We start from the raw sequence: 22,403 nt of genomic DNA on the forward strand, positions 1-22,403 counted from the left end.
CTGCCGGTTCGTCCTATCCCGAACCCGCGGACAGCTGTCCGATGAGGGCGCGTGACCACGGCAGCGCCAGGGCGGGCTCACCGGACATCGCGCGCACCAGCGCCCGCCGCATGCGGGCCGAACGGCCCAGTTCGACCAGCGCGAACGCCTCGGCCAGGGCGAGGCGGGTCTGCTCGTCGCGCCGCGGGCCGGGCACCTCGGCCAGCCAGTCCCGCGGCGGAAACGTCCGGGTCAGCTTGACCTGGTTGTTGCCGAGGTAAGACCAGACCATCGCATCGAGCGACACGTTCAGCACCGAACGCGCGGGCAGCTCGCGGGTCCAGTCGGCGTGCTGCTGCCAGCGCCAGGTCTTCGGGCTGGTGTCGCGCCGCGAGGTGACCCCGACGAAGCGCAGTTTCCGCCGGATCACGCCCCACGGCTCCCGCTCACGCTCGATCCACGACCGCAGCAGCGTGTACAGCTCGCCGAACGTCTCGCCGCTGTATACGACGTCGACGAAGGCCACCGGCCGGGCGCGCCGGGCGAGCGCGTGCGGGCTCAGCCCGAGCTGGTCGAGGATCAGGCGCGCCTGAGCGAGCTGCGGTCCGCCTATACGCTCCGGCCGGAACCTGCCCCCGGCCCACCGGCCGCCGACACTGAACGACAGCGGCAACCGGTACGTGCGGTCCCGCCAGGAGGTGCCCGCGAGCGCCCCGCCGAGCAGGTCGTACATCGAGTCCAGGGACCTGCCGACGAAGATCAGGTCGGCGTCGCCGCTGCGGGCGATGACCCGTCCCGCGCACGCGGCCAGCTCGTCGGCGTACCACAGCGGCGGCGGTTCGACGCCGTCGAGCAGCCCGCCGACCTGGTCCGGGGTGACCACGTCCCAGCGGAAGGGCAGGTTCGTCGCGTGCACGGCGGCCATCCTAGGCCGGGGCGCCCCGCGACGTCAGCGCGTTTCCGCGGCCGCGGGTCAGGTGCCGTAGACCTCTTCGAGTTCGAGTTCGAAGTCGACGCCGTGCTTCTTGAACCAGGTCATCGGGTCGTGCGCGACGCCGTCGACGTGGATCTCCAGGTGCAGATGGGTGCCGTACGAGTAGCCGGTGTTGCCGGTCAGCCCGATCACGTCGCCGGCCTGTACCCGGTCGCCGGGCTTGACCAGCACCCGGCTGGAGTGCCCGTACAGCGTCTGCAGGCCGTGCCCGTGGTCGACGATGATCGAGTTGCCGTAGCCGCCGTTCCACCCGGCCTGTACCACGATGCCGCCGCGCACCGCCATGTACGGCGTGCCCTCGGGCAGCCCGGCCAGGTCCAGCCCGCGGTGCGGCCGCCCCCAGCGGATGCCGTAGCGCGAGCTCAGCGTGTAGTCGTGCAGCGGCAGCACCCACGCGTCGGGGGCTTCCTGGTTGAAGGAGGTGCTGAGCTGGCGGTCGCCGCGGTTGGGGCGGGCGGCGATGTCGCCGCGGGCCGCGTCGGCGAGGGCCGTGACATGGTCGCCGGGAGTGTCCGCCTTGGCGTCGGGCACCACGGCCGCGGCCCCGAAGGCGACGATGCCCGCGCCCGCGGCGGCGGTGGCCAGCACGGTGGCGTACCTGCTCCGCGACGGCACATCCGCACGGCGCCGCCCGCTGTAGCGGTCGGCCTCCCTGACCAGCTCTGGCCGATAGCGCACGACCACACCCTTCGGTCACGTCGGGCGCCGGTCCGTCCGGAGCCCCATACAGGCGAGTCGCCCTCGCCAGGGATGGCACTGCTGGACAACCTAACCAAATCGGGCACTAGACACAAGTCAGTCGACGTGCCAAAAAGAGTCCTAAAACCTCAAATCCTCTCGCGTTCATGTTTCCGGTACGCGTGGCCGAGCGCTCCCCACCCGGGGCACAAGGGCCGGACCGGCTCGCCGGCGCGACGGGCCGTACGCCCGATGTCGACGGTCGGACGGCCCGCCCGACGATCGGCCGAGCGTGGCCGGGTTCGTGCGAACAGGCAGCACCGGGGCTCCGGGCGGCCGTCCGGCGAGAACTCGTCAGTGGGCTGTATCACCGCTCCGGGCGACCCGCCCTCATCGGAACCGGCAGCCGGGCCGCCCGCCATACCCTCGATGCACTACGGCACTTCGGTATCCATCGGGCATTTCGGCGCGGCCCGGCTCGTGTCGACGACATCCGTTCCCCGCGCGGCGCGCAGGATAACCCGCCCGCGCCAGCGTGCCGGTTCGGCGTTCAGCGAAAGCACAGACAAACGACGCACGATGGCCACGCTTCACCCGAAACCGCAGAGCCCGGCATCCGTTGTCTCGCTTAGCAACGGAGGTTTGGCCGACAGGGGCATCGGGAAGCCACGATGCACCGAGACAGTGGAGGCATGATGACAACGCTGGAAGGCACGCTCGACAAGGCACAGCTCGGCGTGCTGCTGAAGGCTCGCTACGAGGAGGCGGCCGAGCAGTTGCGGGTGCAGAGCGAGTCCGTCCGGCAGCTGCGCCGCTCCGGCGACCAGGGCCCCGGCGACCTCGCCGACGCGGGCGCGATGGTCTCCGACACCGAGCAGCAGGACCTGCTGACGGCGGCGCTCGACGACCACATGCGCAAGCTGTCCGACGCGCTGGCCCGGTTCGAGAGCGGCTCGCTGGGCACCTGCGACGGCTGCGGGCAGCAGATCCCGCCCGCGCGCATGGAGATCATGCCCTGGTCGACCCACTGCGTGAAGTGCCAGGCGGCCGCCGAGCGCTGGCGCTGACCGCCCCGACATGAAGGGCCCGTCCCCGCCGGGACGGGCCCTTCGCCATCGGTCAGACCGCCGCGGGCGCGGCGTGGATGAGACGGATCACGCGCTGGCTCACCGCGTCGTAGTCGTGGTCGTTGACCAGCTCGCCGCGTACGGCGGCCTCCCCCATCACCGCGATCCGGTCGGCCAGCGTGACGATCTCCGGCAGGTCCGAGGAGATCAGCAGGATGGCCATGCCCTGTCCGGCCAGCCGGGCGATCAGCTCGTGGAACGCGGCCTTGGTGCGCACGTCGATGCCGACCGTCGGCTCGTCCACGATGAGGATGTCGCAGCTGGCGGCGAGCCACTTGGCAAGGCTGACCTTCTGCTGGTTGCCGCCGGACAGCTGCCCGGCGAGCTGCCCCGGCGAGGCGGCCCGGATGCCGAGCAGCTCGGTGTACTCGGCGACCACGTCGCGCTCGGCCCGGTCCGGGATCAGCCCGAAGCGGGCCAGCCGCCGCCAGACGGTGACCCCGACGTTGCGGGTGATCGGCTGCTCCAGGAACAGGCCTTCGCCCTTGCGGTCCTCGGGCACGTAGCCGATGCGGTGGCGGCGCAGCGCCTGCCCGACGTCGCGGATGCGCACCGGCACGCCGTGCACCCGGACCTCGCCGCCGGTGATCTCGTCCAGCCCGAGCAGGGCCTTGGCCAGCTCGGTGCGGCCCGCACCGACCAGGCCGTAGAGGCCGAGGATCTCGCCGCGGGCGACGGTGAGCGAGACCTCGCGGTGGCCGTGGCGGGTGCTGAGCCCGGCCAGTTCCAGCGCGGGGGTGGCGGCGCGGTCCACCGTGCGGGCGGTGAGTTCGACCGAGGCGTACGCCCGGCCGACCATCAGGTCGACGATCTCGTCCCGGGTGTACCCGGACAGCGGCTGCGCCTGCGCGACGCTGCGCCCGTCGCGCAGCACGGTGACCGTGTCCGCGACCGCGAACACCTCTTCGAGCTTGTGGCTGACCAGCACCACGGCATGTCCGGTGGCGGTCAGCTTGCGCACGATGGCGTAGAGCCGGTCGGCCTCGTCGCCGGTGAGCGACGCGGTCGGCTCGTCGAGCAGCAGCACCCGGGTGTCGACAGACAGCGCCTTGGCGATCTCGACCAGCTGCGCCTGCGCCACCGACAGCTCCGCGACCCGGGTGTCCGGGTCGAGGTCCAGGTCGAGCATGCCCAGGCAGCGGCGGGCCTCGGCCCGCATCCGGGTCCGGTCGACCATGCCGAGGCGGTTCGGCAGGTGCTGCAGGGCGATGTTCTCCGCGATGGAGAACTCGGGCACCAGGTTGCGTTCCTGGTGCACCACCCCGATGCCGGCGTGCAGCGCCTCCAGGGGGCTGCCGAAGCCGACGTCACGGCCGTCGAGCACGACCCGGCCCGCGTCGGGGCGGTACACCCCGGTCAGGATCTTCACCAGGGTGCTCTTGCCCGCGCCGTTCTCGCCGAGCAGGGCGTGCACGCTGCCCGCGGCGAGTTGCAGCGTCACGCCGTCCAGCGCGCGTACGCCGGGAAACGACTTGCTCAGGCCCTCGGCCAGCAGCATCACGACGACCTCCGGGAGAGCTTGGTCCGGATCGCGCCGGACAGCACCACGCCGAGCACGACGGCGCCGACGATCAGGTCGACCCAGCGCCGGTTGATGGCGAACTGGGCCTGGGCCACGTCGACCAGCCGCACGATGAACGCGGCCAGGCTGGTGCCCAGCACGCTGACGACCCCGCCGGCCAGCGCGACGCCGCCGATGATCGGCGCGGCGAAGCTGGGCAGCAGCAGGTCGTCGCCGATGGTGGCGTTCACCGAGCCGGACTGGGCCAGGGTGAGCACCGCGGCGACCCCGGCCAGCAGCCCGGACAGCGCGTGCGCGAGCACGATGGACCGGTCGTTGGACACCCCCGACAGCCGGGCGGCGAACGGGCTGCCGCCGCTGGCCAGCAGGTGCCGGCCGGGCACGGTGCGGGCGAAGAAGAACCACACTGTGGCGGCGACCGCGCAGGCGATGAGGAACACGACGGGCAGGCCGAGCAGCGAGGCCTGGCCGAGTTCTGCGAGCCCGGCGGAGTAGTCCTGGTAGGTGCCGGGGCCGTTGACGCCGTACCGGAGCCCGTCGATGATCGTCATGGTCGCCAGGGTGACGATGAACGCGTTGATCCTGGTGAACACCACCAGCAGCCCGTTGCCCAGGCCGACGGCCGCGCCGAGCAGCATCGCGGCGAGCACGGCCAGCGGCGCGGGCAGCCCGGCCTCCAGCATGGCCCAGGCGGCGACCATGGCGCAGAAGCCGGTGAGCACGCCGACGGACAGGTTCATCTGGCCGATGGCCAGCACCACCATCTGCGCCAAACCGATGATCATGGGTACGGCCAGGAAGCGGAAGAACGCGGCCAGGGTGCCCGCGGACAGCATGTTGCCGTCGGTGGTCAGGGTCAGCGCGACGAAGCCGATGACCGCGAGCATGACCAGCGTGAACTCGGAGGTGCGCACGGTGCGCCGCAGGCGGCTCGGCTTCGCGGCGGGCGGGGTCGCGGCCCGGGTCGTGGGGGTCTGCACGGTGCTGGTCATGCCGGCACCCCCCGCCGCTCGGCGAGCACGTGGCGCAGGCGGTCCAGCGACAGCGCGGCCAGCAGGACGAGGCCGATGTAGAGCTTCAGCTCGTCGACCTGGAACTGCAGCAGGTTCAGGCCCTTGTAGATGACCTGGGTGATGGCGGTGCCGAGCACCGTGCCGAGCACGCTGACCGCGCCGCCGACCAGCAGCGTGCCGCCGAGCACCGGGGCGAGGAAGGACGGCAGCAGGAAGCCGTCGCCGACCCCGGCCGAGAACGAGCCGTTGTTGGCCGACAGCAGGAACCCGGCGAGCCCGGCCAGCAACCCCGACAGGGCGTGCGCCTGGACGACCCGCCAGCCGACCGGGATGCCGGACAGCTCGGCGGCCTTGGCGTTCGACCCGGTCATCAGCACCTCGCGGCCCACCCGCGACCATCGGAACAGCAGGCCCACCACCAGCACCGCGACCAGTGCGATCGGGGCGAGCAGCGGGATCTCGGGCCCGCACACGTCCCCGGCGCAGTAGTCGGCGAAGGTGTCGGTGCGCAGCGCGGACATGCCCGCGGGCAGGCCGTTGAAGGCGACCCCGTCGGTGAAGGTGGCGTACAGCAGCGAGACCAGCCCGATCAGCGCGAAGTCCAGGGCGAGGGTGACCACGAACGAGTTGACGCCGGTGCGCGAGATGATGATCCCGGCCAGCGCGCCGAGCAGCGCGCCCATGGCCAGGCCCCCGGCGAGCGCCACGATCAGCGGCGCGTCGAGGCGGTCGTGCAGCAGGCCGGAGGCGAAGGCGCTCATCGCGGCCATCCGGCCGACGGCCATGTTCATGTGGCCCAGGGAGAGCACGGCGAGCTGGGACAGCCCGACGACGGCGTACACGCTGATGTCGGCCTGCATGGGCACGAGCGTCAGCTGGGTGTTGAGGAAGGCGGGCCGCAGCGTGGTGAACAGCGCGATCAGCGCGATCAGCAGCACGACGAGCCCGATCCGGGGGTTGGCCCACAGCGGCAGCCGCGCGGGCGGCCGCGGCTGCTCGGGGGTGGTGGTGTCCTCTTGCTTCACTGCACTCTCCGGGGGTGTGACGCGTCGCGATCGGCGCGGACGCGCCCCGGCCGCGTGGGGGTGGGGCCGGGGCGCGAACGCCTGCGGCCGGAGCGGATGCGGCCCGCCCCGGCCGTCGGCGTGTTACTTGGCGCAGGTGAGGTACTTGCTGTCGAAGTCGGACTTGAGCGAGGTGGTCTTGGCCGCCCGGTCGTTGTCGTAGGTGGCGACGTTGGCCGTGGTGACCACGAACGAGCCGGAGTCGATGATGACACCGGGGGTGGCCATCGTGCAGCCCTCGGACAGCTTCACCAGCGCGTACGAGCCGACGTACGCCTGACCGACCGGGTTCTGCAGGACGGTCGCGGCGACCTCGCCGGCCTTGATGCCCGCGATGATGGTCGGGTCGTCGTCGATGGCGATGACCTTGATCGGCAGCTTGGCCTGCTTCACGCCGCCGGCCGCGGCCACGGCCGGGTTGTAGGCGGTGGTGACGATCGCGTTGACCTGGCTGCCCTTGGCGGCGAGCAGGTCGGCGACGGCCTTCTGCGCGGTCTGCAGGTCCTTGTCGATGTCGGTGATGGTGTCCAGCAGCTTGACCTTGCCGCCGGTCTCGTCGACGGCCTTCTGCACGCCCGCGATGCGGCGCTGGGTGTTGGAGTCGACCTTGTTGCCGGTCAGGTGGACCAGGTTGCCCGCGCCGCCCATGGCCTCGACGGCCGCCTTGGCCGCCTTGTACGCCGCCTCCTGCACGTCGGTGGACAGGCAGAAGTCGGCCAAATTCTTGTCACCGGCCGGGCAGGACGCCAGCGAGCCGACGTGGAAGCCCTGCTTCTTGAGGTTCTCGAAGGTGGAGTTGATGCTCTCCGGCGCGACGCCGAAGATGCCGAAGGCGTTGTAGCCCTGGGCGGCCAGCGAGGTGAGCACGTCGTTCTGCTTGGTCTGGTCCCAGCCGGCGGTCTCGTTGAACGTCACGTCGCCGAACGCGAAGTCGGTCTTGGCCTTGCCGCCCGCGTCCTTCCACGGCTGGAAGTACGGGTGCGCGCCGCCGGGGACCAGCGCCACCTTCACCTGGGCGGCGGTGAGCGCGGTGCTGCCGCCGTCCGGGTTGTCTTCCTTCTTGGTGCAGGCCGACGCCGCGATCACCACAGCGAGCACGCCGACGATGGAGCCCAGTCGAACAAACGGCCTCATGCCGAGTTCCTTCCCTAGTCAGGCACTTCGAGCTATCGAAATCCTATAGGATATTTCCTAGATGTTTACTCGGTCACGTACCGGCAGTCAAGCCCTCATCCGTAACGACCTGATCGAACATGGAAATATGAAAACGCTTTCTACGCAAGGCTTCGCCGCCGCCGCGTAACATCCGCGGCGACGGCGAAGTCCACTGTGGTGGACGGCGCGGGACGAGGCCTCCACGCCATCCACCGGGTCAACTGGCGATGATGTCGAACTTCTCCCATCCGCCGACGGCCGTGCGGTTGGCGACCAGCGCCGCCGCGCCCGCGTTCTCGGCCGCGACGTAGCGGTTGTTCGCCGTGGCCAGCAGGCTGACGCTGCCGTCGCTGTTGGCCACGACCCGGAACGTCTCCCACGCCCCGGCCGCCGTCGCGTTCGCGATCAGCGGGGCGGTGTTGTCGGCGTGTGTGAACCGGCTGTTGATCCGGGCGCGCAGCGCGATGAGGCCGCCGCCCAGGTCGACGCGGTCGAACTGCTCCCACGGGCCGACGGCGGTGCGGTTGGCGACCAGCGGGGCCGCGCCCGCGTTCTCCGCCGTCACGTACCGGCTGTTCACCCGCGCGCGCAGGCTCACCACCGACGAGGGCGCGGGCGGGTTGTAGCGGTCGACCCAGTACTTGGTGCGGGTGAGGTAGGCCGTCTCGGCCGCGGCGCCGGTGAGGCCGTACGCGCCCGAGTAGGTCTGGTAACCGTTTCCGGCGGGCGGGTTGGCGCTCGCCGGTTCGATGACCGAGCCCTCGTGCCACTCGTTGAACGAGGTGATGGACACCCAGCTCGGCGGGCCGCCGTTGGCCGCGGACAGGACGTTGCCCCACTCGCGGTCGTAGGTCGCCCCGTTGTCGCGCCCGAGGGTGGGCGTGGTGTTGCCGGGCACCGCCCGGTCGTCGAGGTAGCCGGGCCCCACCGACGGGGCCCAGACCAGGCCGTTGGCCTTGCAGAACGCGTTGGCGTTGGCCCACCCCGGCGCGGTCGCCCCCGCGATCGCGTCGTAGGTGTACATCCCGCCGAAGCCGGCCACCTTCGAGGTGTCGGTGGTCTGCGCCAGGATGATGTTGCTGCTCCGCAGCGGCGCGATCGGGGCCCAGTCGGTGATGCGCAGGCTCTCGAACACGTAGAACGCGGGCCGGTTGCCGTGGGCCGCGTCGCGGTAGTACGCCGCGTGCGAGCCGTAGCGGCTGTTGAGGTAGTTGACGTCGGCGACGGTGGACGCCGCGGTGCGCCCGGCGTAGGGCTCCAGGTGCCAGGCGACCTTGATGCCGTGCTGGTTGGCGGCGTTGAGCACTCCCGGCACGAGGCGGTCCTCGTAGGAGTTCTGGCCCCACCAGCTGTAGACGATCACGCCGACACCGGCCTGGGCGATCCAGGCCATGTGCTGGTTGACGGCCCCGGCGTAGTCGCCGGAGTCGTACGCGCCGAGCTTCGGGTACAGGTTCGCCCCGATCGCGTTGGGCGGCGTGAACCCGCCCTGCTGCCAGTGCCGGTACGAGCCGTTCACGGTCGGGCTGCCGTACCAGGAGTAGTAGAAGATGTGCACGTTGGACGCGAGCGGCGCGGCGGCCGCCGCGGCCGCCACGGGGACGGGTGCCGCCACCGGCGGGGGCGCCGACGCCGCGGGAGAACCCGCGAGCGCCAGCGCCAGCCCGACGGCCGGCAGCAGGACGGACCAGGTCCGCCTGATGCGTTTCATGATCTTTCCCTTCCGGGGCGATCGGGTTACTGCGTGACCAGGTCGAACTTCTCCCACGGTCCGATGGCGGCCCGGTTGGCGATCAGCGGCTCGGCGCCGTTGTTCTCGGCGACGACGTACATGCCGTTGACCGTCGCCCGCAGGCTGATGCTGCCGTCGGAGTTGTTGACCAGCGTGAACGTCTCCCACGACCCGGCCGAGGCCCGGTTGGCGAGCAGCGCGTTCGCGCCGCCGTTCTCCGCGCAGACGAACATGTTGTTCGCGCGGGAGCGCAGGGCGTAGTTGCCGCCGCTCAGGCTGACCAGGTCGTACAGCTGGGTGGCGCCGACCGTGGTGGAGTTGGCGATCAGCGCGGTGGTGGCGTTGGCCGCCGTCACGTACTGCGTGTTGGCCCGTGCCCGCCAGGCGACCACCGGGTTGCCCGGGGCCGACCCGGTGGTGAAGGTGAACGAGTCGACGTCGAACAGGTTGCCCGTGCCGCCCTTGAACACCAGGTAGAGCGTGGTCGTGCCGGACGGCGCGCCGGACAGGTTGGTGGTGACGTTGGTGAACGTCTCCCAGCTTCCGGTCACCGGCACGGTGACGGTGCCGAGCAGGGTGCCCGTCGCCGAGCCGGTGCGCACCTCGATGGTGCCGCCGGCCCCCGCCGAGGAGACCCGCGCCGTGAACTGGGTCGCGTTGCCCACGATGTACGGGTTGTACGCGATCCAGTCGTTGTTCTCGATGTAGCCGGCGGTGCGCCCGCCCTCGGCCGCCGCGTGGTCGGCCGGCTGCACGCCCGAGGTCGTGCCGTAGTGCTCGCCCTGGCGCTTCTTGGGCTGCAGGGTGCGGGTGCTGCGCGAGGTCAGCCCGCCGTTGTCGGTGTAGCTGGCGTCGATGACGCCGAAGATGTTCGCCGCGGCGTCGTGCTCGCCGTCGACCGGGATGGTGATGGTGCCCGAGCAGCCGGTCTTCGAGGTGATCTGGTGGGCGTGGCTGTCGTGGCCGAGCGAGTACGTCACTGTCACCCGGGCACAGTTGATCGTGCCGTCCTCCGGGTCGCTGACGGTGACCGTGAACGGCACCGTGTCACCGAAGTTGAACAGCTGGCCGTTGCCGGGCGTGCTCACGTTGATCGTCGGGGCGCTGTTGCCGACCGTGACGACCAGGCTCGCCGTGCCGGACAGGCCGCCGGGGTCGGTGACCTTCAGGGTCGGGGTGTACGTGCCGTTGGTGGTGTACGTCTTGGTCGGGTTGGCCGCCGTCGACGTGGTGCCGTCGCCGAACGTCCACAGGTAGCTCAGCGCCCCGCCCTCCGGGTCGGAGCTGCCCGCCGAGGAGAAGTTGATGGTCAGCGGGCTCGGGCCGGAGGTCTTGTTCGCCGAGGCGACCGCGACCGGGCTGCGGTTGCCGCCGCCGATGTACTCGATCCGGAACAGGCCCTGGTTGTTGGCGCCGGTGCCGTAGTCGAGCACGTACAGCGCCCCGTCGGGGCCGAAGGCCATGTCCATGACCTGGGTGCCGGTCCACGGGAACGCCGAGATCTCGCCGGGCGTGCCGTTGGTGTTGACCGCGATCGCCTTGATCCAGCGCCGGCCGTACTCACCGGCGAAGTAGCGCCCGTCCAGGGACTGCGGGAACTTCACCGCCGAGGTCGACGACGCGTTGAACCGGTACACCGGGCCGCCCATCGGCGACTCGGAGCCGCCGCCGAACTCCGGCGGGGTCCCGGCGTCGCCGCCGTAGCGGATCCAGCTCGGACGGGCCGCGGGCAGGGTGGCCTGGCCGGTGTTGCGGAACGAGTTGTTGGCCGGGCCGCCGGCGCAGTTGTACTTCGCGCCGGTCGCGTTGGTGGAGAAGTTCCACTCGTTGTAGGTCTCGCTGGTGGTGTTCGTGCCGGTGCAGTACGGCCAGCCGTAGTTGCCCGCCGAGGTGATCCGGTTGAACTCGACCTGCCCGCTGGGGCCGCGGTTGGCGTCGGTGGTGCCCGAGTCCGGGCCGTAGTCGCCGAGGTAGACGACGCCGGTGGGCTTGTCGACGCTCATCCGGAACGGGTTGCGGAAGCCCATCGCGTAGATCTCGGGACGGGTGCCGGCGGTCCCGGGCGCGAACAGGTTGCCCGACGGGATGGTGTAGCTGCCGTCGGCCTGCGGCTTGATACGCAGCAGCTTGCCGCGCAGGTCGTTGGTGTTGCCCGAGGACCGCTGCGCGTCGAACTGCGGGTTGCGGTTGGTGCGCTCGTCGATCGGGCTGTAACCGGCCGACTCGAACGGGTTCGTGTCGTCGCCGGTGGTCAGGTACAGGTTGCCCGCGGCGTCGAAGTCGATGTCGCCGCCGACGTGGCAGCACTGGCCGCGGTCGTTGTCGACCTGCAGCGTGATCCGCTCGCTGCCCACGTTGACGGTGTCGTCGGAGTTGAGCGTGAACCGGGACAGCCGCAGGTGGCCCTTCCACGGCGCGAAGTCCGCGGCGGTGCCGGTGACCGGGGCGTCTCCGCCGGGGGTGCTCAGCGGCGGCGAGTAGTACACCCAGATGTAGCGGTTGCTGGCGAAGTTCGGGTCGACCGCGATGCCCTGCAGGCCCTCCTCGTCGTGGGTGTACACGGACAGCTTGGCCGCCTGCTTGGTGTTGCCGTTGACGTCGGTGACCCGGATCGTGCCGTCCCGGGCGGTGTGGATCACCGAGCGGTTGGGCAGCACCGCCAGCGACATCGGCTCGCCCAGCTCGGCCGAGCCAGTGGCGAGGGAGACCTGCTGGTAGTCGGCCGCCGGGATGGGCGCGGCATGGGCGGCGGGGGCGCCCGCCACGGACACCGCGGCGCTCGCGGCGAGGGTGGCGACGGCGGTGAACCACAGCCGCCGTCTGGGGGTCCTTCTCATGGGGTTCCTTCCGGGGTGGGGTGCCCCGGCGCGCGGGGGCGTGCGCGCCGGGGGTGTCGCGGGGAGCGGAAGTCTTGATCAACTGCCGTAGACGTCCAGCTCCCAGATCGAGTAGCCGTACTGGGTGAGGGCGCGCTGGGTGCCGTTGACGCGCACGTAGCGGCCGGTGCCGGTGACGTTCACGTCGTCGACGCCGCCGTCACTGGTGGTGGTCGAGTGCACGGTGGTCCAGGTGGCGTTGTCCGGCGACGTCTGGATCTGGTACGCGCGCCCGTAGGCGGCCTCCCAGCTGATCCGGACCCGGCTGATGGTCTTGCTCGCGCCGAGGTCCACCGAGATCCACTGCGGGTCGGCGTAGGCGCTGCCCCAGCGGGTGCCGGTGTTGCCGTCGACGGCGTTCGCGCCGTTGTGCGCGCTGCCGGGCTCCACGCTGGACACCGTCACCGGCCGGTTGCGCGACAGCAGGACCGGGCCGGTCCCGGCGGGGGTGCCGTAGACGTTGAAGTCCCACAGCGAGTAGCCCCACTGGGTGGCCCGCTGCGTGCCGTTCATGCGCACGTAGCGGCCGGTGCCGGTCAGGGTCACGTCGTCCACGCCGCCGTCGCCGGTGGTCGTGGAGTAGACCGTGGTCCAGGTGGCGTTGTCAGGCGAGGTCTGCAGCTGGTACGCCCGGCCGTAAGCCGTCTCCCAGTTCAGCCGGACCCGGGTCAGGTTGTACGACTGGCCGAGGTCCACGGTGATCGACTGCGGGTCGGTGTAGAGGCTGCTCCACCGGCTGGCGGCGTTGCCGTCCACGGCGTTGGCGGCGACGTTGCCCCCGGCCTCGGTGCTGGAGGCGGTGACCGGCTTGCCCTGGGCGATGTCGGTGGCCGGCGGCTGGCTGCCGTCGGTCCTGATCCGGATGTTGCGGTAGTTGATGTCCGCGCCCGTGCCGTCGTTCTGCACGCCGACGTAGCCGTTGGCGATGGCCCGGGTGCTGGTGTAGTCGTTGATCTTCACGCCGTTGAGCCAGATCTCGACCCGCTGGCCGTGCAGCCCGATCTCGTACGTGTTCCACTGCCCCGGCGGGTTGAGCGCCGCCGCGCGGGCGGTCGTGTTGGGCGCCTGGAAGCTGTACACGCTGCCCGTGGTGCGGCTCGGGTCGGCGTCGGTGGCGTCGATCTGGATCTCATGACCGGCGTTGACCGGCCCCCACGGGTCGTTGAGCGGGTCCGGGAAGCCGATGAACACGCCGCCGTTGTCGTCGCCCGGCATCATCCAGTCGAGCTTCAGCGAGTAGTTGGCGTAGGTGCGCACCGGGAACCACAGCAGGCCCATGCCGCCGAACGAGGTCAGCGTCTCGTTGGCCAGGGTGAACCCGCCGGGTCCGGCCATCCGCCACTGGTTGAGGCTGTTCTGGGTGCCGTCGAAGATCGCCGTGTAGCCGGTCTCCGGGCGGCAGTCGGCGGGCTTGGACCCGGCCGCGATCTGGATGCCGCCGAGCAGCATGGTGCGGAAGTTCGCGTCGGCGTAGGTCTCCTCGGTGTGGCCGAGGCCGGTGTACCAGGAGCGCCCGCCGCCGTAGCTCTGGCACCAGGTGATCGGGTGGTCGCCCATGGTGCCGCCGGTGTACGACGACTCGACCAGGCTGGCCAGCACCTTCACGTTGGCGCGGGGGTTGGCGCGGTAGTTGTACCACTCGTCGGTGCGGGTCCAGGTCGGCGGCAGGTGCGAGGTGGAGATGTTGGACCGGTCCTCGACCCGGATGGTCGCCTGCTGGGTCGCCGGGTGCGAGGAGAAGTACGCCCCGACCAGCCCGCCGTACCAGGCCCAGTCGTATTCGGTGTCGGCCGCGGCGTGCACGCCGACGTAGCCCCCGCCCGCGGCGATGTAGCTCTGGAACGCGGCCTCCTGCGTCGCGTTGAGCACGTCGCCGGTCGTCGACAGCCAGATGACCGCCTGGTACTGGGCCAGGTTGGCGGTGGTGAACTGGTTGGCGTCCTCGGTCGCGGTGACCGTGAAGCCGTTGGCCGTGCCCAGCGCCTGGATCGCGGCGATGCCGTTGGGGATGGCGGAGTGGCGGAAGCCGGCCGTCTTGGAGAAGACCAGCACCTTGGTCAGCGGCGCGGCCTGCGCCGTGGCAGGCAGCGCCAGCGTCGCCGACCCGACCGCCAGGGCCAGGCCGGTGAGCAGGGACAGAAACCTTCTGCGCATCATTGCTCCTTGAGGAAGGTGCGCCGGAGGCGACGGACGGCCGCCTCCGGCGCAGGTGGGTCAGGACCCGTAGACGTCGAACTCCCACAGCGAGTAGCCCCACTGGGTGGCCCGCGCCGTGCCGTTGATCCGCACGTAGCGGCCGGAGCCGGACACGGTCAGGTCGTCCACGCCGCCGTTGCCGGTGGTGGTGGACGAGACCGTGGTCCAGTTGCTGTTGTCGTTGGAGACCTGCACCTGGTAGGCGGTGGCGTACGCGGTCTCCCAGTTCAGGACCACCCGGCTGACGTTGCGGGTCGCGCCGAGGTCGACGGTGATCCACTGCGGGTCGGCGTACAGGCTGCTCCACCGGGTGGTGGTGCTGCCGTCGACCACGTTGGCGGCGACGTTCGTCCCCGCCTCGGTGCTGGACGCGGTGACCGGCCGGTTGCGCGACAGCAGGGTCGCGCCGCTCGCCGGGGTCCCGTAGACGTTCAGGTCGAACAGCGAGTAGCCGTACTGGGTCAGGCCGCGCTGGGTGCCGTAGACGCGCACGTAGCGGCCGGTGCCGGTGACGCTGAGGTCGTCGACGCCGCCGTCGCCGGTGGCCGTCGAGAAGATCGACGTCCACGCGCTGTTGTCCGGCGACACCTCGACCCGGTAGGCCCGGCCGAACGCGGCCTCCCAGTTGATCCGGACCCGGTTGACGTTGTACGAAGCGCCCAGGTCCACGGTGATCCACTGCGGGTCGGCGTACAGGCTGCTCCAGCGGGTGGCGGCGTTGCCGTCGACCGCGTTCGCGGCCACGTTGGCCCCGGCCTCGGTGCTGGACGCGGTCACCGGGCGGCCCTGCGCCAGGTCCTGGCCGCCGCCCGGCGGGGTGCTGCCGACACCGCTGCCGACGAACGTGTAGCTGTCCACGTCGTACAGCGCGCCGGTGCCCGTGCCGGTGAACACCAGGTACAGGTCGTGCGTGCCGTCGTCGGGCCTGGTCACCGGCGCGGTGACCTCGGTGTAGTTGTCCCAGCCGCCGGTGCCCGGCACGGTGATCCGGGCGACCTCGGGGCCGGTCGTGGAGTCGTACCGGAAGGACAGCACGCCGCCCGCCCCGGCCGAGGAGACCCGGGCCTTGACGCTGGTGATGCCCTTCAGGCTGACGCCGTGGTGGCGTACGCTCTCGCCGTTCTGGATGTCGCCCAGGCGCTTGCCGCCCTCGGCCGCGGCCTGGTCGACCACCTTGGGACCGTTCAGGGTCACGTAGTGCTCGGCCTGCCACTGCTTGGGCCACAGGGTGAGCTGCTGCTCGCCGGTCAGCGGCACGGTGCCCGCCGCCCCGCTGTCGGTGTAGCCGCCCCGGACCACGAAGAACTGCACCGCGTCCAGGCCGGCGTGGATCGGGCCGGTGTTGAACGTGAAGCCGCAGCCGGTGCCCTGGCCCTCCTCGTGCGCATGCTCCTGGTGGCCGAGCGCCACCCGGACCACCACGTTGCCGCAGGCGATGGTGCCGTCCTGGGCGTCGGTGGACGCCGCGGTCGCGGTGACGTTGTCGCCCCAGCCGTAGATGCCGCCGTTGGGAATCGAGCCCACGGTGGTGACCGGCCGGTTGTTGCCGACCACGATGGGGATCTGGACGCTGCCGGAGCGGCCGGTGCCGTCGTTTACCGTGAGCCGGGCGCGCTTGTCGCCGACCGTGGTGTACGTGTACGACGGGTTCGCCGCGGTGGAGTCGGTGGTGCCGTTGCTGTCGAAGTCCCAGGCGTAGGTCAGCGGGTCGCCGTCGGGGTCGTTGCTGCCCGCGCTGGAGAAGGTCACCGCGAGCGGGGCGAGCCCGTTGTCCCGGTTGGCCGTGGCGACCGCGGTCGGCGAGCGCCCGCCCGCCACGTAGTTGATTTTGTACAGGCCCGCCGCGGCGTCGCCGGAGAAGTAGCCGTTGCCGTACTCGAGCAGGTAGAGCGACCCGTCGGGGCCGAACTCCATGTCGATCGGGTGCACCAACTGCATGCCGGTCACCACCGGCTCGATGATCGTCGGGTTGCCGGTGACCGGGTTGCCGTTGTCGAACTGGACCTCCTTGATCCAGTTGCGGCAGTACTCCGTGATGATCAGCTTGTTGTCGTAGTAGGCGGGCCACTTCACCGTGGAGTTCAGGTTCGGGTTGTAGTGGTAGACCTCGGCGTGGTTGGGCGAGCCGCAGCCGCCCGGGTTGTCCAGCGCGGGCCACTCGCGACTGCCGCCGTGCTGCTCCCACACCAGCGCGCCCTTGGTCGGCGGGAGCTGCTGCAGGCCGGTGTTGCGCGGGGAGTTGTTCACCGGGCCGGTGCTGCCGCCGCACGGGAACCAGCCGCGCGGGGCGTTGGCCGCGAAGTCCCAGTCGTTGTAGGCGGTGTTCGGGCCGCCGCAGTACGGCCAGCCGTAGTTGCCGGGGCCGGTGGCGCGGTTGTACTCGTCGTAGGCGGCGGGACCCCGGTTCGGGATCGTGGCACCGGCGTCGGGGCCGACCTCACCCCAGTACAGGGTGTTGTTCGCCTGCTTGTCGACCCAGATCCGGTACGGGTTCCGGTTGCCCATGGTGTAGATCTCGGGCCGGGTGTTGGCCGTGCCCTGGGCGAACAGGTTGCCCGCGGGGATCGTGTAGGTCCCGTTGTTCTCCGGGTGGATCCGGTTGATCTTTCCGCGCAGGTCGTTGGTGTTGCCCGAGGTGCGCTGGGCGTCATACTGCGCGTCGCGCGAGGTGCGCTCGTCGATCGGGGCCATGCCCGCCGAGTCGCCGCCGGAGTTGGTGTTGTCGCCCACCGCGAAGTACAGGTTGTTGTTGCTGTCCCAGGTCATCGAGCCCGCGGAGTGGCAGCACAGCCGCCGCTCGGTGGGCCACTCGATGAGCTTGGTCTCGCTGGCCGCGTCCAGCACGTTCGTGGACGTGTTGAAGGTGAACCGGGAGATCCGGTTGACCAGCGGCGTGGCCACCGGCGAGTAGAACAGGTAGACCCAGCGGTTCGTGGCGAACTGCGGGTGCAGCGTGATGCCGATCAGGCCGTCCTCGAAGCGGGCGTCGAGCTGCAGCGTCAGCGCCACCGTCGTGGAGTTCGTGGCCGGGTTGTAGAGCCGGACCTGCCCGCCGCCGGAGCTGGTGCCCCGGTTGATGTAGAGGACCTTGCCGTCAGGCAGCACGGACAGCTCGATCGGCTCGCCCATGGACAGCCCGCCGTCCAGCTTCACCTTCTCGAAGCTGGAGGTCGGGGGCGGCGCGGCGGCCGCCGGCGCGGGGTTCGCGACGACGTTGACGACCGCGGCCGCCACGCTCGCGAGCATCATCAGGGCCAGGCCCGCGGCCAGGCGCGGGCGGGTACTTCGAGGCATGGGGTCGCTCCGGATCAGTGGGGGTCGGCTGGTGCGGGACGGGGAGCCGAAGGGGCGTTTGACCGTCCCGGCGACCGGCCACTGATCAGGCGCGGAGCACGGTGGATCTCGGCGACGGGTGCCATGACGCGTTCCCTCGGGGTCGGGCGTCCGGGCGGTCCGCGGCGCGCCGCCCGTGGAGGCGGAGCGCCCGGTGCCAACCCGGGCGACCGGTCTGCCGCGGTGTGCCGCGGAGGACCGGACGGTCGGCTCGGAGCCGGGTCGCCGAATGCTCGGCTCCGAAGTGGCGAGTGCGGAGGGCAGGACCAGGTCCGGCCCTCCGCCGGGGTCAGAGTGTGATCATCTCGAACTTCTCCCAGGGGCCGATGGACGCGCGGTTGGCGATGAGCGCCGCGGCACCGCCGTTCTCGGCCACCACGTACTGGTTGTTGACGGTGGCCCGCAGGCTCACCGTGTTGTCGGAGTTGCGGACCAGGGCGAAGGTCTCCCAGGAGCCCGCCGAGGCCCGGTTGGCCAGCAGCGGGTTCGCGCCCGCGTTCTCCGCGCAGACGAACTGGCTGTTGGACCGGGCGCGCAGCGCGATGTTGCCGTTGCCGAGGTCGCTCACCTGGAACTGCTGCGCCGTGCCCACCGTGGTGGAGTTGGCGATCAGCGCCGTGGTGGCGTTGGCGGCGGTCACGTACTGCCCGTTGGCCTGGGCCTTCAGCGCGACGTAGCCGGTCGCCGGTGGTGTGCCGCCGGTGGTGACGCGCAACGCGTCCACCATGCCCACGGACGTGGCCTTGTTGACGATCCGGATGGTGTGCTGCCCGTTGGTCAGGCCGGTCCTGGACCAGACGACCGCCTGCGCCTGCCGCGCCCCGGACACGTTCAGATTGACGTTGGCCTGGAACACGTTGTCCAGGTACACGTCGACGTTGCCCATGTCGCTGAACCGCTCGGACAGGTACTCGATCCCGGTGCCGGTGAACGTGTACGAGGCCGCCGCGTTGACGGTGTTGGTGTGGTGGGTGTCGTCGTTGTAGTCGCCGTAGCCCCGGGCCGTGGTGTGGTACCAGCCGGCGTCGTAGGTCAGGTCGGTGTCGTTGACCAGCCCGCCGCCACCGCCGCCGCCCGGCGTGCCCAGGCCCAGCGTCGACGCCGTGTTGAGCAGCGACTTCTGGGCGTTGTTGGCGGTGCCGGTCAGCGTGGTGGCGCTGTAGCTCGACAGCGGCTTCACGGTGCGCTCGACCACGTACACCGTGTTGGCGGCGGTGGCGAAGCTGACCTCGGCCGCCGACGACGTGGTGATGATCGCGTTGTCGGACGTGCGGCGCACCTGGATCTGCTGGGTGCCCCACGGGTTGACCACGGTGGCGTTCTTGCCGAACTGGCTGCGCAGCCCGACGTACTTGACCTCACCGGCTTCGCGTTCCGAGCTGACCAGGAAGCCGTCCTTGGCCAGCAGGGTGAACTTGCCGACGAAGGAGGAGGCGGTGGGCGGCGCCGGGAACACCCTGATCTTGTCGTTGTAGCTCTGCAGCAGCGACTCGTTCATGGCGACCAGGTGGATGCCGAGGTACTCGAACACCCCGTTGGTGTTGTTGGTCATGCCGTTGGGGTAGTTCTGGTAGCGCTGCAGCATGGTCCGCATGCCGTTGAACGCCTGGTCGCCCAGGCCGAGGCGGGCCGCCTGCGCGTGGTCGTTGGCCCACACGTTGCTGTACGGGTTGGGCCGCACGTTCCACGTGTTCAGCGCGGTGCCGTAGTCGGCGTAGCCGATGCCGGTGCGGTCGTAGGGCCAGATCAGCTCGGCCGACACGTTCTCACCGTTGCGGGTGGGCGAGGTCGGCGGGTCGTGCGGCAGCCAGGCGTTGTTGCTCACCTGGTACGCCCACAGGTTGTCGACCAGGTTCTGCCAGCCCGCGCGCAGCCCGCTGTCCAGGCCGAGCTGCGTGCTGACCTGGATGGTCAGCGGCGCGAGCAGCCGCACCGCGGCCAGGTCGGTGATCGCGTTGCGCACGTCCCAGTAGGTCTCGTGGGCGTTGCTGTTGACCATCTGGTACTTGCCGTTGATCAGCTGGAACCGGTTCTGGTAGAACCGCAGCGCGTCCTTCATGTACGGGTACACCGTGTTCTGCAGGTACGCGGTGTCGTTGGTGTACCGGTACTGCAGGTACATGTTGTACGCGGCCTCGGTGCCGGTGGAGTAGATGTCGTTGACGTAGTCGCTGCCGACGGTGCCGCGGGCGTTGCCGTCCCAGCCCATCGTCTCGGGCACCCACAGCGAGTCGGTGCCGTACCGGGTCTGCGTGTACGCCTTCAGCGCGGTGTAGTTGCGGCTGTAGAGCCGGTTGAACACCGCCATCATGTCGGCGTGGTTGCTGGCCAGGAACGAGTTGTAGACGTCGCGCTGGTTCCAGTACCAGTAGCCGTTGCTCCACTTGGTCTGATCACCGGTGGCCCGGAACACGCCGTTGATGAAGTGCACCGGGTAGTTGCCGTACCCGCCCGCCGCGATCATGTACGTGGACAGGTAGTACACGTTCTCCAGGTAGTCGGCGTCGCCGGCGGCGTTCGAGTACTGCACGAACGACCTGCCCCAGAAGCTGTGCCACCAGTTCTTGTAGTTGGTGAACGTGGTGTTGTAGCCCGTCGACTTGGCCGAGGCCAGCTGGTTCTTGGCCTGGGCGACCGAGTCGAGGTTCGGCGAGTTGATCCGGCTGGCCGCGGTGAACCAGATGGTGTAGCTCGACGTCGGGGTGATGCTCAGCCGCACCCGGGTGCCGTTGACCACCGAGGCGCTGTAGGACGCGCCCTCGACGGTGGCGGCGAAGGTGTAGCCGAAGTTGTTCGGGTCGGCCTGGCCGCGGCTGAACCACGCCGCGGAGGAGTCGCTACCCGTGGAGACCGTGCGCCAGGTCGTCAGGTTGGGCACGTCGGCGCTGTTGGAGACCCCGTTCGGGTCCCACAGGCTCAGCTCCAGGGTCGCGGCCGACACCCCGCCACGGGTGTCGTCGACGTGGATGCCCATCACCTCGGAGTTGGGTGAACCCATGATCGTGACGGTGCGGTTGCTGTCGTACTTCGTGGTCAGCGTGCCGTCGTAGAGCGACAGCCGCTGCTGGAAGGTGCTCGACCCGGCGTCGATGGCCGGGCTGGTCTGGAAGTTGAGCTGGCCGGCCGCGAACGCCGACTGCTGCGACAGGTCGACGCCGGAGACCTGGGCGGTGATTCCGTTCTGGGACCAGACCATGGCTCCGGTGCGGCCGTTGCCGACGGTCAGGCCGTGCAGCGGGTTGGTGTTCTGGCGGTTGTAGACGAGGTCGTGCTTGGAGAGGTAGCCGGCGTAGTTGACGTTGAGGGCGCCGGTGGAGGAGTTGAACGCGGCATCGGTCGGCGATGCCAGGGCGGGCGCGGCGGGGACGGCCGCGCCCAGGCCCGCGGCGAGAACCGCCGCGAGGGCCAGGCGTGACGACTTGCTGAGGTTCATGGGGGAAAACCTCCGCGAATGTGGGGGCAGAGTTTCCGGCCTGTTACCGGACCGTGTATGAAATATCCTATAGGATAGATGAAGATCAGGTTAAGACATGTCGCTGCTTATATGGAAATTGGTGACCTCAGTGGAAATGTGAGCGATCCTGTTGCCTCACACCGATCTGCTCGCCACGAAGTCGGCCAGCGCCCCCAGCGCCTGCCGCGACTGCTCCGCCACATCCAGGAACTCCAGCGCCCGCAGCGCCTCGGCCCGAGCCGCCGCGATCCGCTCCTCCACCGCGGCCAGCGCCCCCGACTCCGCCAGCACGGCCCGCACCCGCGCCGCGCCCGCCTCGTCCAGCCCTGGATCCCCGACGTGTGCCGACAGCACCGCACGCGATCGCACATCCCCGCGCGCGAACGCCTCCGCCAGCAGCGTCGTCGGCTTGGCCTGGCGCAGGTCGTCCAGCACCGACTTGCCGGTGCGGGCCGGCTCGCCGAACACCCCGAGCACGTCGTCCCGCAGCTGGAACGCCTCCCCCAGCGGCTCCCCGAACGCCGCCAGCCCGTCCAGCACGGCATCGCTCGCCCCGGCCAGCACCGCCCCGATCTGCAGCGGCCGCACCACCGAGTACCGGGCCGTCTTCAACTGCACCACCCGCGCCGCGCGCTGCCGAGCACCCACTCCGAAGTCGCCCATCGCCTGCGCGACGACCTCCAGGTACTCCCCCGCCACCGCCTCGGCCCGCATCACCGCGAACAACCGCTGCGCCTGCGCCAGCCGCACCGGCGTCGCCGGGCAGGCGGCCAGCAGCTCCTCCGCCCACATCGCGCACAGGTCCCCGCACAGCAGGGCCGTGTTGCGACCGAACGAGCCCGCGTCCCCACGCCAGCCGTGCCGGGCGTGCGCCGCGGCGAACTCCTCGTGCATCGACGCCTGGCCGCGGCGGCGACTGCCCGCGTCGATGATGTCGTCGTGGATCAGCGCGAAGCAGTGGAACAGCTCCAGCGCCGCACCCGCGGTCACCGCCGCCTGGTCCTCGCCCCGCTCCTCGGGCGCGGCCACCCCGTGCCAGGCCCAGTAGCAGAACGCCGGCCGCAGCCGCTTGCCGCCGGTCAGAATGAACCGCCGCACCGTGTCCAGCATCGGCCGCAGATCATCATCCGGCCACAACAACCGCTGCCCGTCCACGAACCCCGCCAGCACCGCATCGATCCGCGCCGCCAACAACGTCGGCGCGGGCGCCAGGGTCACGGCGTCCCTCCAGCCCGCGAGCCCCGCGGAGCCCGCGGCCGACCGCGCTGCAGTTTCGGGGA

14 protein-coding genes are annotated in these 22,403 nt (G+C 70.5%); 1 reads left to right on the forward strand and 13 read right to left on the reverse strand.

The window, feature by feature from the left end; all coding sequences use genetic code 11:
* Positions 1 to 13: 13 nt before the first annotated feature.
* The 3 genes from F6W97_RS41085 to F6W97_RS35710 form a co-directional block, all read right to left on the reverse strand.
* Positions 14 to 895 (reverse strand): hypothetical protein, encoded by an 882-nt coding sequence (locus F6W97_RS41085; RefSeq protein ID WP_230687249.1) that lies wholly within the window; start codon positions 893 to 895, stop codon positions 14 to 16.
* A 57-nt stretch (positions 896 to 952) separates the two neighbouring features.
* Positions 953 to 1,651, reverse strand: a complete 699-nt coding sequence (locus tag F6W97_RS35705; protein WP_230687250.1) for a M23 family metallopeptidase — start codon at positions 1,649 to 1,651, stop codon at positions 953 to 955.
* A gap of 434 nt (positions 1,652 to 2,085) precedes the next feature.
* Entirely contained in the window at positions 2,086 to 2,238 is a 153-nt protein-coding gene (locus F6W97_RS35710) for a hypothetical protein (RefSeq protein ID WP_155374995.1), read from the reverse strand.
* Between the two features lie 108 nt (positions 2,239 to 2,346).
* Between F6W97_RS35710 and F6W97_RS35715 the strand changes: the two genes are divergently transcribed.
* On the forward strand, positions 2,347 to 2,718 hold the full coding sequence (locus tag F6W97_RS35715; RefSeq protein WP_155374996.1) for a TraR/DksA family transcriptional regulator: 372 nt from the start codon (positions 2,347 to 2,349) through the stop codon (positions 2,716 to 2,718).
* A 52-nt stretch (positions 2,719 to 2,770) separates the two neighbouring features.
* Here the strand turns inward: F6W97_RS35715 and F6W97_RS35720 are convergent, their stop codons facing one another.
* The 10 genes from F6W97_RS35720 to F6W97_RS35765 all read right to left on the reverse strand — a co-directional run bounded on the left by F6W97_RS35720 (position 2,771) and on the right by F6W97_RS35765 (position 22,341).
* Positions 2,771 to 4,276, reverse strand: a complete 1,506-nt coding sequence (locus F6W97_RS35720) for a sugar ABC transporter ATP-binding protein (protein WP_155374997.1) — start codon at positions 4,274 to 4,276, stop codon at positions 2,771 to 2,773.
* Positions 4,276 to 5,292: an ABC transporter permease gene (locus F6W97_RS35725; RefSeq protein ID WP_155374998.1), complete on the reverse strand. Its 1,017-nt coding sequence runs from the start codon at positions 5,290 to 5,292 to the stop codon at positions 4,276 to 4,278. The genes F6W97_RS35720 and F6W97_RS35725 overlap by 1 nt, the downstream gene beginning before the upstream one ends.
* Positions 5,289 to 6,338 carry an ABC transporter permease gene (locus F6W97_RS35730; protein WP_155374999.1) on the reverse strand — a complete coding sequence of 350 codons (1,050 nt, stop codon included), beginning with the start codon at positions 6,336 to 6,338 and terminating at the stop codon, positions 5,289 to 5,291. The genes F6W97_RS35725 and F6W97_RS35730 overlap by 4 nt, the downstream gene beginning before the upstream one ends.
* Positions 6,339 to 6,461: 123 nt before the next feature.
* Positions 6,462 to 7,511, reverse strand: a complete 1,050-nt coding sequence (locus F6W97_RS35735; RefSeq protein ID WP_155375000.1) for a sugar ABC transporter substrate-binding protein — start codon at positions 7,509 to 7,511, stop codon at positions 6,462 to 6,464.
* A gap of 238 nt (positions 7,512 to 7,749) precedes the next feature.
* Entirely contained in the window at positions 7,750 to 9,243 is a 1,494-nt protein-coding gene (locus F6W97_RS35740; RefSeq protein WP_230687251.1) for a glycoside hydrolase family 99 protein, read from the reverse strand.
* Between the two features lie 26 nt (positions 9,244 to 9,269).
* Positions 9,270 to 12,101, reverse strand: coding sequence for a PQQ-dependent sugar dehydrogenase (locus F6W97_RS35745; protein ID WP_155375001.1), 2,832 nt, complete (start codon positions 12,099 to 12,101; stop codon positions 9,270 to 9,272).
* A 78-nt stretch (positions 12,102 to 12,179) separates the two neighbouring features.
* The gene (locus F6W97_RS35750; protein ID WP_155375002.1) at positions 12,180 to 14,294 is read right to left on the reverse strand and encodes a ThuA domain-containing protein; all 2,115 of its coding nucleotides are present in this window, start codon (positions 14,292 to 14,294) and stop codon (positions 12,180 to 12,182) included.
* A gap of 60 nt (positions 14,295 to 14,354) precedes the next feature.
* Positions 14,355 to 17,630 carry a discoidin domain-containing protein gene (locus tag F6W97_RS35755; RefSeq protein ID WP_155375003.1) on the reverse strand — a complete coding sequence of 1,092 codons (3,276 nt, stop codon included), beginning with the start codon at positions 17,628 to 17,630 and terminating at the stop codon, positions 14,355 to 14,357.
* Positions 17,631 to 17,958: 328 nt separating this feature from the next.
* Positions 17,959 to 21,102, reverse strand: a complete 3,144-nt coding sequence (locus tag F6W97_RS35760) for a fascin domain-containing protein (RefSeq protein WP_230687252.1) — start codon at positions 21,100 to 21,102, stop codon at positions 17,959 to 17,961.
* Between the two features lie 156 nt (positions 21,103 to 21,258).
* A complete protein-coding gene (locus F6W97_RS35765; RefSeq protein WP_155375004.1) occupies positions 21,259 to 22,341 on the reverse strand; it encodes a polyprenyl synthetase family protein in 1,083 nt (360 codons plus the stop codon).
* Positions 22,342 to 22,403 lie beyond the last annotated feature (62 nt).

This window comes from Catellatospora vulcania (assembly GCF_009720385.1).
Lineage (GTDB): Bacteria > Actinomycetota > Actinomycetes > Mycobacteriales > Micromonosporaceae > Catellatospora > Catellatospora vulcania.